This window comes from Thermogemmatispora argillosa (genome assembly GCF_059696725.1).
Genome location: NZ_AP019377.1, coordinates 335,447 through 347,732 on the forward strand (window position 1 = coordinate 335,447; position 12,286 = coordinate 347,732).

The window sequence follows — 12,286 nt, forward strand, 5'->3', positions numbered from 1 at the left end:
TCGTCCCCGCTCAAGAGCGGTTCCCATCTGCCCATAGTGTAAATGAGAAGCAGTGGCTATGACTACGGCATTTCAGGCTGAGTGAGGCCAGCCCGGAAGCCAAGAGACTCATGGGATATACGCGAGCACGCTTGCTGAGACTACGCGCCTGTTCCGTTGTCTGCTACATGAAGCTGGAGCGTCGCATGGAATCAAGGCTTGCTTCACTGCCGAGGTTCGAGCAGGCTTTCGAACAGCATCTGGAGGCTTCCGATCAGGGCGATGATGAGTCCGGTTAAGCCAACCCAGAAACCGCCGAGAATCTGGGTAATGACAAATTTCATCGCGTTAGATGGCGGGGAGCTAAGGGCCACGAAATTCCCGCACTGCAAGAAGGAAACTGCCAGGTGAGCAACGGCCGCCCATATGCGTCTGCGCGCCCTGGGCCGGAGCAGGATGATTATACTCAGGAGCAAGGAGACTATGACCAGGAGCAAGTAGAACAACGTCCGCCAGTCAGGAAGCCCGATGAGCGAGGTCCCCTCTGCTGGGATTGGGCGCGAGGGACCCACTTCGCCCATCATGGTCACCGTAGCAGTTCCGCAGGAATCCAGCGAGACCGACATTACGATCACGACAAGAAACCAGGGGAGGAAGAAAGCGATAGCCATGAGGATGTTTCCCAGTATGGCAATACCGCCGCCAATGCGTCCAGTCAGCGGCTGCAAGCGCTCCCGCCATGTTGGTGACCGGGCTGGCACTGTGACAGGGAGCAGGGCCTCTCGCTGTGCTTCTTCTCTCACAGGCGTTGGTCTGGAGGGACCTTCCTCACTCCTGCTTGACAGGGCCTCAGTCGAGTTCATCTCTGCTTGAGCTGCGCCAGGCTCCTCTGGCCCCAGGTCACGATTTTCTCTTCTTCTCTCCTCACTCGCAGCGGTGCCCGGAACGGCAGAGCCGCAGATCGGGCAATAAGGTAGCTGTTCTGGGATCTGTTGTCCACACTGAAGGCAGTTCATCCGGTCCAGACCTCCTCTCTGAGCTTTATGGGGGATCAGTCAGTCGCGGCTGGCACCGGACCAGTGCCGACGTCGGGGTGGTAGGCCGAGTAGCCCTCCCTGGTCATCGGCTGCCGAGGACAGTGGCAGCGTTCCGTCAATCTGATGGCTGTCCCAGCGTCGCGGATCTGCCAACTCATTCCCCCTGGATTCGCTGCCAGTCGAGTAAACATCCCTCTCTCCGCCCTTCAGAAACGCGAGGCGGGTTCATCTTTGGGAGGCGAAGTCTCGCCCGGCTTCGGAGAGCAGCGCCGGCAGAAGAAGGGTGGGGGACAAGAGGGATGAGCCAGGTCAGTGGCACCTTCTGGGGCCTGCAGCAGATCGTCATCCGGCGGCAGCAGCTCGCGATGCCAGGGTAGAAACCGCGTTGGCGACGAACTGGTGGCTACCGGTCTCTTGCGCGCCCTACGTGAGGAACTGGGCATTGAGAGCGCTGCCGCTGTGCTCAGACAGCCGGTCTGTTCCGCGCTCGGCTGGATGGCCTCCTCGCCTGGAGGTCCGGCCAGCGAGCCTCGCTTTCGGGGCACTCGCTCCCCGGCTGAATGCGCGCAGGTGCTGTCTCGGTTCTTCCTGATCGAGGCCGGCCTGATGCAACGTGTGCACGTCACCGCCCAGGGCCACCTAGCAGTCTTCTCGGCCTGACCCTCGGGCCCGTGGGGCAGGTCTCTGCTTACATCGCTCCTTCTGTATCAGGAGCAGATCCAGATGTCTGAGGTCCGAGCATGCTGTAGAATGCCTATCTGTTCCTTCTGCCCGATGACACGCTAGAGGAGCATGTCCCGCAGAGCAGCCACTCCCACAGGCCTCGGGAGAGAGCAGACATCGGGTCCAGAGATCGACTATACCAGAAACAGCAGCGCCAGCTACAGCACCGTGACCGATTGCGATCTACCTCCCGAGGCACAGGACGACTAGCAAGCGTCTACTCCTAAAATAGATAGAGCAAGCCATCGGGTTGTGGTCAATGTTAGCGGTGGGAACAGCCGGGCGACTGCTGCCAGTCCTCTAGGTGTGGTTTTCCCACATTCGCCAGACCGCTGATCGCTGGCTTGCTCAGGAATCGGCCCCTTGAAGCTACGCCGACTCAGACCATGCTACTTGCTGGGCCTTTCATCTTCCTCTGCGCAAGAGCCAGATCGCTGGCCCTGGCATGGTAGCCCTGCCTCCTGCCGCTGTTCTCTCGACGAGCAGCAAGGCAGCTCGAAGCATGCCCACCAAACTGATTACTCTTGCCCTAAAGGAGGGCCGACGATTTCAAAGTGGTATTTGGCAGTAAGGGCTTGCATTTTCGCGAGATCAGGCGGGGTGGGTGATGGAAGGGTCAACGATTGGGCCGGTTCGCCCATTTCCGCGTGAAACTTTTCCAAGCCGGCTGGAACGGTGAATTGCAAGAGCCTGGCTGGCTGACTCCCCTCGACCAGGAAGCCATGCGGGATATGCCGGGGCAGAAAAATGAAGGCTCCAGGACCAGCACGCCAGCGCTGTTCTCCGCAGACAAAGGTGAGTTCCCCTTCGAGGATATAGAATGCCTCGTCTTCGGCATGATGCACATGCAGCGGTGGAGCAAAGCCGGGCGGCAAGGTCTGTTCGATCAGGCTGAAGGTCTGAGCATTGTCCTGTCCGGTCGCCTTGAACAGCATGAGCGTGCCGAGAAACCAGACAGCCTGGCCTTCTTCGCGGGCGAGGAAGTAGGGTTCATGGCTGGATGTCATGGAGGTGGCTCTCCTTCCAGAAGCGAGAGGTTGATCTGGTTGCACCCTCTCGCCTCCACGGATCAAGCCAGCAGGCCAAAGTCTGAACGTGAGAGGGCTTTCCAGAAAACTAGTAAGCCAAACTTACTATTTATATAGTAAGCTAAACTTACCAGGAATGCAAGAGGGAGGATCATAGAGAGCATGCAGCCCTTACCACGGATGATTGGCGCTTTGCTACGCATTCCATTTCAGCAGACTGTTGCCCGGGTCTATCAGCGCCTCATAGAAGCGGGATACACTGACCTCCGCCCAACTCACTTCGTTCTGTTGCAACAGCTACGCCCGGAAGGCATGCGAGTGACCGAACTAGCACGCTTGGCCCAGGTGACCAAGCAATCGATGGGTGCACTCGTAGACTATCTGGAGGAACGAGGGTATATTGAACGGGTGCCTGATCCAAAAGATGGACGAGCGCGGCTCGTTCGCTTGACGGCGCGCGGTCGTGCAGTGGAGCAAATCGCCCGTGCCGCCATCGGAGAACTGGAAGCTGAGTGGGCGCAGTACCTGGGCAACGAGCGGTTCGCAGCGTTACGCAGCGCCTTGCAAGACCTCGTCTCGCTCATCGAGTCCCAAGACGAGATTGGCAGACTCCCTTGATGACCTGAATTCCTCTGCGATCAGTCTAAGCAGAGCTTGCCGGCAGTGCAGGGTATACCCAACTCAAGAAAGCTGCGGGATAGGCGGAGGTCGGTCAGGCGCTGACCAGCACGTTCCCTTGACAGCGCTCTTCTGGCGGTCGTACAATCTACGACAGAGATCGTCTCTAAAGCACTCGCCTGGTTTGATCGCCCCTGGATATTGGGCCTTGCCTTGCAAGTGGATCGCGGAACTTGCCAAGCACAGTACAGGAGCCATCAAACTGGGACAACGCGAGGAGGTTGTGCTTATCAATGGAACCAGCGAGTAGATGCACGGAGCCACCGTCGCGCAGAGCGGCTTGCCTGGGCGCGGGAAAGGTGGGCGCCGACGAGAAGGGGAGGTGGAAGACTAACTGAAGGATCACCTGCGCTTGTTGACCCTTTCACCCTCTTCCCTCGTTTCTCCCCCCATTCTCTTCCCTCCTTTCCTCTATCCCAGCGCCTGAGCTTGGACGCCGCTGTTTCTTATTGGCCCCCAGTGCCGGGCGCGAGAGGCCAGAAGCTGGACTTCTATCGATAACAGCAGATTGTGCCACTAGCGCTCATTGATATCCAGCAGTCATCACGCTGCCGGAAAGCGCTCGCATGCTCTGCTTTGGCCTTGAGAGAGCATGTTATCCTCACGGGCAGCGAGCGCCCTTCGTGAAAACCAGCAGTCACTGACTGCCGAAAGGGGAAGTTTTGCCTTCGTTCAGGCACAGGTAACCTGGCCGCTCTCCCGCTTACTGCGCTGCTTAAGCCAGCTCCGGGCACGCTGGCTGTCCAGCGATGGGCACAATCATTCTCCCGGTCCATCTTCATCACCGGCAAGGAGAGACATCATGGCTCGCATGCTTCATCCCTTACTCCAGCCGCGGCAGAGCCGGCATGCTCTGCCAGCGCCTGGAAACCATCGCTGGCTCTGGCTACGGGACCTGATCTTGGGCGGAAGCTTTCTGCTGCTGCTCTGCGCCTTACTCGTACTGGCGGCCTCGCGCTGGGCGGGGCCACTTACCCCGCAGGTGGCCATCTCGCTGTCGCCGCTAGCGCTGCCACTCTATGCCGGCTATTCGCTGCTGCGCATGCTGCTGGCGTACGGTTTAGCGCTGCTTTTCACCTTGCTGTATGGCCATGTGGCCGCGACCAACCGCCGGGCCGAACGCGTTCTGATCCCGCTGCTTGATCTACTCCAAAGTATTCCCATTCTCTCCTTTCTCCCGGCGGTAGTACTGGCCCTGGTCGCGGCTTTTCCTCACAGCAACATCGGGCTGGAACTGGCCAGTATCCTGCTCATCTTTACCAGTCAGGCCTGGAACATGACCTTTAGCTTCTATCATTCCGTTCTAACACTTCCCCGTGATCTTATCGATGTCTGCCGTTTGCTGCGCTTGCGACCCTGGCAGCGCTTCTTGAAGCTCGAACTGGCCACCTCGGTCATCGGCCTGGTCTGGAACAGCATGATGAGCTGGGCCGGCGGCTGGTTCTTCCTGATGGCCTCCGAACAATTTTCGTTAGGAGAGCGCTCCTTCCGGCTGCCTGGCCTCGGCTCCTATCTGCAGCTCGCCGCCGACCAAGGCGATGCGCAGGCACTCGCGCTTGGACTGCTCACCTTGATCGGCTTGATTGTCTTGCTGGATGTTTGCCTCTGGCGCCCGCTAGTGGCCTGGGCCGAACGCTTTAAGATGGAAGAGCAGGCGGAGACAGCCCCGCCGCGCTCGCTAGTGCTCGATCTGCTTCGAGGCTCACCAACCGCGCGCTGGCTGTGGAGGCGCCTGGGGCTTCCGCTCGGGGAGGGGCTGGCCTGGTTGCTCAACCGCCTGCAGCCGCTGCCTGAAGAAAGATCAGCACACCTGTCCTCTGTGGAGCAGAGCCGTGGGGACCAGTTGTTCCTATGGCTGCGGCGCGGCGTGGGCATGGTGTTCCTGGGCCTGCTCGCACTGCTGGCGCTTTGGATCGGCTGGCAAGGAGGGTTGTTGCTCGCGCAGGTACCACTTGCGACATGGGGACGCCTGGTGCTGGCTGCCGGAGCGACCTGGCTCCGCACGTTGGCTGCTTTGGCCATCGGCACCCTGTGGACGGTCCCTGTCGGCGTAGCGATCGGCCTTTCGCCTCGCTGGTCGCGTCGTCTGCAGCCACTGGTTCAGATCGTCGCCTCTATCCCGGCCACAGCTCTGTTCCCAGCCCTGCTGGCTCTCCTGGTGGCTTTGCCGGGCAGCCTCTCGTTAGCAGCGATCCTGCTCATGCTACTGGGGACTCAGTGGTATGTGCTCTTCAACGTTATCGCTGGGGCCATGGCTATTCCTCGCGATCTGCTGGAAGCTGCTGCCCTCTTCGGAGTGACTGGCTGGCGCCGCTGGCGCACCCTGATCTTACCCGCCCTCTTCCCCTTCCTGGTGACTGGGCTGCTTACCGCCAGCGGGGGCGCCTGGAATGCCAGCATCGTTTCCGAGCTGGTGCAGTTTCATGGCCAAACCCTGCACACCTTTGGGCTGGGCGCCGAAATCGCCGCGGCGGCTGGGGCCGGCAATTACCCGGTGCTGTTGGCAGGGACGCTGCTCATGGCTGTCGTGGTCGTGCTCCTCAATCGGCTCCTATGGCGGCGGCTCTACCACCTGGCCGAACGGCGTTATCGCCTGGCCTAGGCCCCTCTGGCTGCAAGAGATCAGGAGCGCCACGAAGGTCCAACTTTCCTGTATATGGGATGACTAGATGAAAGGAGGAAGGAAGACAATGGCTCAGAGACAGACGATTGAGACGGATGGCACGGTGATCTTGGAGGCCCAGCAGATTACGCATCTGTATCAGGGACGCGGCGAGCAGAGGCGGGGAGGACACGCGCCGGTCGTGCTGGACACGGTTTCGCTGCAGATCCGCGCCGGTGAGCTGGTCGCCTTGCTGGGGCCCTCTGGCTCGGGGAAGTCCACGCTGCTGCGCATCCTGGCGGGGTTGATCCGTCCAACCCGGGGAGCGGTCTATGTGCATGGTCAGCCACTGCAAGGTCCCACCCCCTCGTGCGCGATGGTGTTCCAGAGCTTCGCCCTTTTTCCCTGGCTGACCGTACTCCAGAATGTCGAGCTGGGACTGGAGGCCCTGGGGCTTCCCCGCCTGCAGCGCTTGAAACGCGCCCTGGCGATCATCGATAAAATTGGGCTGGATGGCTTTGAGGAAGCCTATCCCAAAGAGCTTTCGGGCGGGATGCGTCAGCGCGTCGGCTTTGCCCGCGCGCTGGTGGTCGAGCCGGAGCTGCTTCTATTGGATGAGCCTTTCAGTGCGCTCGATGTGCTGACCGCTGCCAATCTACGCCGCGAGCTGCTGCAACTCTGGTACCAGGCAAGCATCCCCACACGCGCCATGCTGCTGGTCACCCATAATATCGATGAGGCTGTGAGCATGGCCGACCGCTTGCTGATCCTGGGGGCCGACCCCGGTCACATCCGCGCGGAGATCCGGGGGCTGCCGCGGGGGCAACGGGAGCCGCATAGCCCCTCCTATCGGCAGCTAGTGGACCTGATCTATCGGCTGATGACTAGCCCGGATGAGGATGGGGCTGCTTTGCTGGCAGCGGAGGAGCCTGCCCTCATGCAGCGAGGACGGCCAAGGCCGACACGTCCCTATCAAACGCTGCCCCATGTTGCCCCAGCCGATATCATCGGCTTGCTGGAGCTAGTTCAGGCTCGCGGGGGCCGGGCAGATCTGGCTGAGCTGGGTCGCGAGCTGCAGATGGAACTTGATGAGCTGCTCCCGCTGGTCGATGCCGCCGATTTGCTCCAACTGGCACGCCCGCAAGCGGGAGACCTGGTTTTGACAGAGATAGGACGGCAGCTTGCTGAGGCCGATGTCCAGGAAGAGAAGCGCCTTTTCCGTCAGCAAGCGCTGGCACGCGTGGCGCTGCTGCGTCGCATCGCGGAAGACCTGGCAGCGACACCTGAGCAGCGGGTGGATGCGAAGCGCTATCTCGAACGCTTGCGTGAGCATTTCAGTGAGGGGGAGGCGGAGGCTCAGCTGCAGACGATCATCGAGTGGGGGCGCTACGCTGAGGTCTTTACTTACCAGGAAGAAGCGGGGATCTTCGGGCTGGAAGCAGACACGGAGAGAGAAGACCTGGCCGCTGAGGCCGCCGGCGGCCCGCAGGAGCAATGAGGAGACTAGCGGGGTCCGCTCCAGTGAGATGAGCAGCCGCAGTGCCTGGATGATAGCGGCGCGGGCCACCTGTTGCCTGCTAGGACAGGAGGCGAAGGCGTTGGGGCTGGCGGAGCTGCTCACCGAGCAGGCGCGACAAGCAGATCTGCTGATTGAGCTGGCACAGTGGCTGCTGAGGCAGCCAGGACGCCGTGACGAGGGTCAGCAGCTCTGCCGGCGAGCAGAGCAATGCATCGCGCTGCTTGCTGATGGCCCAGACAAAGCACTTCTGTTCATCTGGCTGGGCGAGGGACTGGGGCAGGCCGAGCTGCTAGAGGAGGCAGAGTGCTGCTGGCACTGGCCCTACGTAAGCAGCCCTCGCTGCCAGGCTGGTTCAATGAGCAGCCTGGCAGTCATTCCTTAGTGAAACGCTGTTGAGAGGCCTTCCGGCGGAGGACAGGAACCGGCGCGCATCGCCGTTCCAGAGCATGGCCTTACTCTCCTTTACCGATGGCACGCAACGTCTGCCTGCGCGCCTCAGCGAGATCGATCCCCAGCATGGCCAGCATCCCTGCGCCAAGATTGTCCTCGTCCTGAAGCAACCCAAGCAGCAAATGTTCAGTGCCGATGTGCTCTTCTTTCAGTCTCTGAGCCTCTTCCTTTGCCAACCCGAAGATTCGTTTGGCTCGCGATGTCCACGGTAGCTCACCTTCAACCGGTGGATCACCGGTCGTGGCGACCCGGCCCAGACCGCGCATCGGGTCCGGCTTGAATACCCAGGCAACAAGCTGATCCAGATTGTCGACCCCAGCCCCAAGCTGCTTGAGTACCCGGGCGGCGACCCCCTCTCCTTCACGCACCAATCCCAGGAGCAGGTGCTCGGGCCCCACGGCATGAGCGCTGAGACGCCGGGCTTCTTCCTTCGCCAGATGCAGCGCCATGTGTGCGTGCATGGTAAATCCTTCAAACTGCTGCTCATCCCAGGGCATCAACACCCACGGCGACATGCTGCTCAGCCTTTCGACGATCCCCTGAAACTCTTTGACAAGAGCATCTTGCAGGACTGGGTCCAATTGCTCGACTCGCTCAATAATTTTCCTAAGCTCTTCGTTCATGGCATTCTCCTGTTTCGTGGCAAGAAGCTGCTCCTCTCCGTGACGCCAGGGCATAGGCCTCTCGTACTACCGGGAGTCTCTGTCGCCCGCGAGAGGCAACCAGAATGTCCTGTTCTTCTCCTCTCCCCTCTCAAAGAAACACAGCCCCACAGCTCCCACGCAAGGTCAGGGTTGGCTCGCCTTAGGAGTCAGGTCCAGGCAAGCGACCATAGACTGCTAGACATCGGCACGTTGGAATCTTAGGGGACTTCGACTTGGGATACAGGACCAAGCGACCCGCATATGGTCCCATCGATCAGGATCACCCAACTGCCACTTGAGTTGACCATCGCGGTATACAGTCCTGTCAGATTCACACGTGCGTAGATGTTCCCAGAGGACCAGGCAGTTGAGAAGATGCCTCCACCGAATGTCCAAGCCCGGTTGTATCCCCCGGGGCCATAGACGTTCACTGACCACCCAAAGAAAACCGAGACTGGCTGGCTGGCCGAGAGCTAGCCCTGTTTGGAGTGGTGGCCGCTGATGCCGGTGCCGCGAAGAGGAGCACGCTGGCGAGGAGACTGACGATGATGGCTGTTGTCGACGCAATCCGCTTGAGCTGGAGAGACTGCAAAAAGCTTACCATCCTTGATCCTCCCTTTGACGGGGGCGGTTCCATCAACGTTCATTGATTGAGATCTACCATTGCAAGAGGCAGCCCGCTTGGTGCTCGCGGCCTCTCCCAGCGACATAGACCAGCAATCTGGCAGGAGAGCGTCTGGCCAATCCCCCCGGCCAGGATGCTCGTCCCTGATGCGCCAGGTGCGCTGTCAGCGATCCAGCACCGCTCTCTGACTACAGATCCCGGCTAGCCCCTTGTTTTGATTGTAGAATGATCCATTGGCTAGAGTGTACCAAACTAAAATTAATCTGTCAAGCTATTTTAAACTCATAAAAATATTTTATACCTCACAAATATCGAGGCAATTGACATAAAGGTCCATTAGCAGTAGCCTGGCGCGTCAATCTCCGAGCAGGCTGCTGTTGGCTTCTGACAGGGAGCATAGTGATGGAGCCGTGGCACAGCCTTCTTCCTCGGACAGTTGTTGACTGGTAGGGTCCATCATCGGCCCCTGCTGGGACCGGCCTGCCTGGGAATCGGTCAGGGACTGCCATAGCGTAAAGGTGACCTCTACTCATGCAAACTGCTGCTGCCCGCGGATGGCAAAGGCTATGGGGAAAGATGCAGTGCCCATTTCCTGGCAAGAGCGACTACCCTTCAGCCAGGCCTGATCTATGGAGGCTCTCACCCCCTGCACACGCTCACGAGAGATCAAACTGCTGACTTCTCTGGTAAGCAGTCTTGCTTTCTCTGTCAACTGGTTTCAGCGCTGGCTACGAGAGATACAGAAAGAGCATGGTTCCCCAGGAAAATCACCGACTACTCGCTATACTATTTCTAGCGTCATCTGTAACCCCTCGCTTGCTCGGAATCGGCAAGGGAGGGGGAACAGCATGTCACTGAGGTAGGGAGGCTTCTTCCTTCTACCTGCCTGCCGTTGCCGAGCGGCGATAGCTCCAGATGGCTAAGGCCGTAAAAAGCACGGTATACCCCAGCAGGAGCAGCACATCCTCCAGGGCTGAGCCAGAGGAGGCCGCCTGCAAGGGGCGCAGCGCCAGCAGCAAGTAGTGTGCTGAAGGGAGAAAACGAGCCACGTCCTGCAGCACGCCTGGCATGAGCTGGAGTGGTTGCAACAAGCCCCCCAGATATCCCAGCACGAGATAGACGCCAATACTGACTATATAGCCCGTCTCGGCATCCGTCCAGGAGCCGATGACAAACGCCAGCGCTATGAAAGGCAGTGAGCCGCACCAGAGAATGAGCGCCGAGGCCACCAGCGCCCAGTAGTTGTCGACCCGTAATCCTTCCAGGAGCGCGACCGTCAGCACGCAGATAATCGTCATACCGGCCATGCTGAAGGTGGCAAGCACCTTAGCTGCAAAGTAGGCCAGAGGCGACAGCGGGGTAGTCTGCCGCAGGCGCAGCCAACCAAGCTGGCGCTCCTGAGCAAGGCGCGATCCCAGGGTTCCAAGCGAGACGCCGCTGGTGCCAAAGCCGGCCATGGCAATACCAAAGTGGAGCTGCAAGGCATGCGTATTGCCGAAGCCATAGGAAAAAATCAGATAGTAGCCGATCGGGACCAACAGCGTAAAAAAGAGCGCGCGCCCATTGCGCAGGAAGCGCAGGAACTCCAGCTTGCTCTGGGCACGCAAGGCGAACAGGATCATGCCTTGTCCTCCTTCCTCGTCAGCGCTAAGAAGGCCTCCTCAAGGCTGGCTCCACGGATCTCCAGGTGTGGGGTAGCCATGCCACGCCGCCGCAGCTCTGTGAGCAGGGCATCGCTACCACGGGTGAAGAGCACTACTCGCGGCCCCTGCCGCTCGAGTCGGAGGACTCCCGGGATCGCCCCCAGCAACTGGTCGTTGGGCTCCTCCGCCAGAAAGCTCACGACCTGCCCGCTTGCCATCGCGCGGATCTCCTCGCTAGAGCCATCTGCCACGATGCGCCCCTCGTTGAGCACAATCACCCGCTGGGAGAGTCCTTCGACGTCAGCCAGGTTGTGTGTTGTCAGGATGATCGTGCGTCCATCACGGTGCAGCTCGCGCAAGCGCTGCAAGAAACGACGCCGTGAGGCGACATCCATCCCCGCGGTTGGCTCATCCAAAAAGAGCAGGCGCGGGTTACCCGCGAGGGCCAGAGCAAAGAGGAGGCGCTGTAGCTCCCCCCCCGAAAGATGCTGCGTGTAGCTCCGCTGCTTCTCGCGGAGCTGTGCGATCTCAAGCAGCTCATCTGTTGGCAGGCTCTGAGCATAGTAGCAGCAGAAGACATCGAGCAGCTCTCGTACGCGCACCAGATCGACCACGCGGGCGTTTTGCAGCATGGCGCCCAGGCATGCGGCACGCCGGACCGCGGGTACCGTCGGATCACCACCGTTGAGTAGCACACGACCCGTTGATGGTCGCAGCAGACCAAGCATCAGGGAGATCGCGGTCGTCTTGCCGGCTCCATTGGGGCCAAGCAGCGCCACCGACTCCCCAGCCTCGATGCGCAGACTCACCCCGCGCAGCGCCTGGACAGTGCCGTAGGATTTTGTGACCTGATCCAGGAAAATCACCGGCTGTTGAGACCGAGCGCCAGCCGCTTCGTCTGCGCTCACTTTCATGAGCATTCTTCGCCTTTCGAGAGACTCAGTCATAAAGAGTAGCTTTTCCCCTGGCAGGGCCAGGGCAATAATTGCCCAGCCGACGGGAGCTGGCCAGATCTGGAGCGTTTGGCGATAGGCTAGGACTGAGCCTGGTAGTAGAGAGTTCTCCCTGCCAGGACTGCCCGGCGGCAGAGCGGGGAAGCCCCTGGCGCTAATGGGAGCCGCTAAAGCGAAGGAGGAGCACACGAGGGAGGGCGACCCGTGCCGCTTCGTGAGCAGGATGCCTGCTGTGGGGAGGGCGGCGCTGGCTTGCGCCGCTTGCAGCCTGGAGAGGGGGAGGCACGAGGCCACTCCCACGGAAATGCGCACGAAGAGGAGTGAAGCATCTCATACTGTTTTGATGATCATTCACTCGTCGCTTCGAGGATCTCAGTCCCGGGGATCGCACGCAGCGATCCTCGA

General features: G+C 60.3%; 11 protein-coding genes. 6 read left to right on the top strand and 5 right to left on the bottom strand.

The genetic code is table 11. The features are described 5' to 3' along the window. Positions 1–203: 203 nt before the first annotated feature. Positions 204–740, bottom strand: coding sequence for a hypothetical protein (locus tag AC6H1L_RS01370; protein WP_497599764.1), 537 nt, complete (start codon positions 738–740; stop codon positions 204–206). Between the two features lie 675 nt (positions 741–1,415). Here AC6H1L_RS01370 and AC6H1L_RS01375 point away from each other — a divergent pair. Together AC6H1L_RS01375 and AC6H1L_RS01380 are read left to right on the top strand one after the other, a co-directional pair. Then, positions 1,416–1,676 (top strand): hypothetical protein, encoded by a 261-nt coding sequence (locus AC6H1L_RS01375; RefSeq protein ID WP_497599765.1) that lies wholly within the window; start codon positions 1,416–1,418, stop codon positions 1,674–1,676. Between the two features lie 132 nt (positions 1,677–1,808). After that, on the top strand, positions 1,809–1,949 hold the full coding sequence (locus AC6H1L_RS01380; RefSeq protein WP_497599766.1) for a hypothetical protein: 141 nt from the start codon (positions 1,809–1,811) through the stop codon (positions 1,947–1,949). 308 nt (positions 1,950–2,257) lie between these two features. Here the strand turns inward: AC6H1L_RS01380 and AC6H1L_RS01385 are convergent, their stop codons facing one another. Then, positions 2,258–2,746: a quercetin 2,3-dioxygenase gene (locus AC6H1L_RS01385; RefSeq protein WP_497599767.1), complete on the bottom strand. Its 489-nt coding sequence runs from the start codon at positions 2,744–2,746 to the stop codon at positions 2,258–2,260. Between the two features lie 183 nt (positions 2,747–2,929). On the opposite strand from AC6H1L_RS01385, the gene AC6H1L_RS01390 reads away from it, so the two are divergent. From AC6H1L_RS01390 to AC6H1L_RS01405, 4 genes are all read left to right on the top strand, one after another. Then, complete coding sequence (locus AC6H1L_RS01390; RefSeq protein ID WP_497599768.1) at positions 2,930–3,385, top strand: MarR family winged helix-turn-helix transcriptional regulator; 456 nt, start codon at positions 2,930–2,932, stop codon at positions 3,383–3,385. Between the two features lie 862 nt (positions 3,386–4,247). Continuing rightward, on the top strand, positions 4,248–6,047 hold the full coding sequence (locus tag AC6H1L_RS01395) for an ABC transporter permease (RefSeq protein WP_497599769.1): 1,800 nt from the start codon (positions 4,248–4,250) through the stop codon (positions 6,045–6,047). A gap of 88 nt (positions 6,048–6,135) precedes the next feature. Then, positions 6,136–7,545 carry an ABC transporter ATP-binding protein gene (locus AC6H1L_RS01400; RefSeq protein WP_497599770.1) on the top strand — a complete coding sequence of 470 codons (1,410 nt, stop codon included), beginning with the start codon at positions 6,136–6,138 and terminating at the stop codon, positions 7,543–7,545. Between the two features lie 28 nt (positions 7,546–7,573). Then, on the top strand, positions 7,574–7,948 hold the full coding sequence (locus AC6H1L_RS01405; protein ID WP_497599771.1) for a hypothetical protein: 375 nt from the start codon (positions 7,574–7,576) through the stop codon (positions 7,946–7,948). A 70-nt stretch (positions 7,949–8,018) separates the two neighbouring features. Here AC6H1L_RS01405 and AC6H1L_RS01410 read toward each other — a convergent pair whose 3' ends face one another. The 3 genes from AC6H1L_RS01410 to AC6H1L_RS01420 form a co-directional block, all read right to left on the bottom strand. Next, positions 8,019–8,639: a Clp protease N-terminal domain-containing protein gene (locus AC6H1L_RS01410; RefSeq protein WP_497599772.1), complete on the bottom strand. Its 621-nt coding sequence runs from the start codon at positions 8,637–8,639 to the stop codon at positions 8,019–8,021. Between the two features lie 1,524 nt (positions 8,640–10,163). Beyond that, positions 10,164–10,907, bottom strand: coding sequence for an ABC transporter permease (locus AC6H1L_RS01415; protein ID WP_497599773.1), 744 nt, complete (start codon positions 10,905–10,907; stop codon positions 10,164–10,166). Further along, positions 10,904–11,842 (bottom strand): ABC transporter ATP-binding protein, encoded by a 939-nt coding sequence (locus AC6H1L_RS01420; RefSeq protein ID WP_497599774.1) that lies wholly within the window; start codon positions 11,840–11,842, stop codon positions 10,904–10,906. The genes AC6H1L_RS01415 and AC6H1L_RS01420 overlap by 4 nt, the downstream gene beginning before the upstream one ends. Between the last annotated feature and the right edge of the window lie 444 nt (positions 11,843–12,286).

Bases quoted from the DNA above. Each gene is read 5' to 3' on its own strand.
- AC6H1L_RS01380 (WP_497599766.1), top strand. From the start codon at position 1,809: ATGTCCCGCAGAGCAGCCACTCCCACAGGCCTCGGGAGAGAGCAGACA.
- AC6H1L_RS01400 (WP_497599770.1), top strand. From the start codon at position 6,136: ATGGCTCAGAGACAGACGATTGAGACGGATGGCACGGTGATCTTGGAG.
- AC6H1L_RS01405 (WP_497599771.1), top strand. From the start codon at position 7,574: ATGAGCAGCCGCAGTGCCTGGATGATAGCGGCGCGGGCCACCTGTTGC.
- AC6H1L_RS01420 (WP_497599774.1), bottom strand. From the start codon at position 11,842: ATGAAAGTGAGCGCAGACGAAGCGGCTGGCGCTCGGTCTCAACAGCCG.
- AC6H1L_RS01395 (WP_497599769.1), top strand. From the start codon at position 4,248: ATGGCTCGCATGCTTCATCCCTTACTCCAGCCGCGGCAGAGCCGGCAT.
- AC6H1L_RS01385 (WP_497599767.1), bottom strand. From the start codon at position 2,746: ATGACATCCAGCCATGAACCCTACTTCCTCGCCCGCGAAGAAGGCCAG.
- AC6H1L_RS01415 (WP_497599773.1), bottom strand. From the start codon at position 10,907: ATGATCCTGTTCGCCTTGCGTGCCCAGAGCAAGCTGGAGTTCCTGCGC.
- AC6H1L_RS01390 (WP_497599768.1), top strand. From the start codon at position 2,930: ATGCAGCCCTTACCACGGATGATTGGCGCTTTGCTACGCATTCCATTT.
- AC6H1L_RS01410 (WP_497599772.1), bottom strand. From the start codon at position 8,639: ATGAACGAAGAGCTTAGGAAAATTATTGAGCGAGTCGAGCAATTGGAC.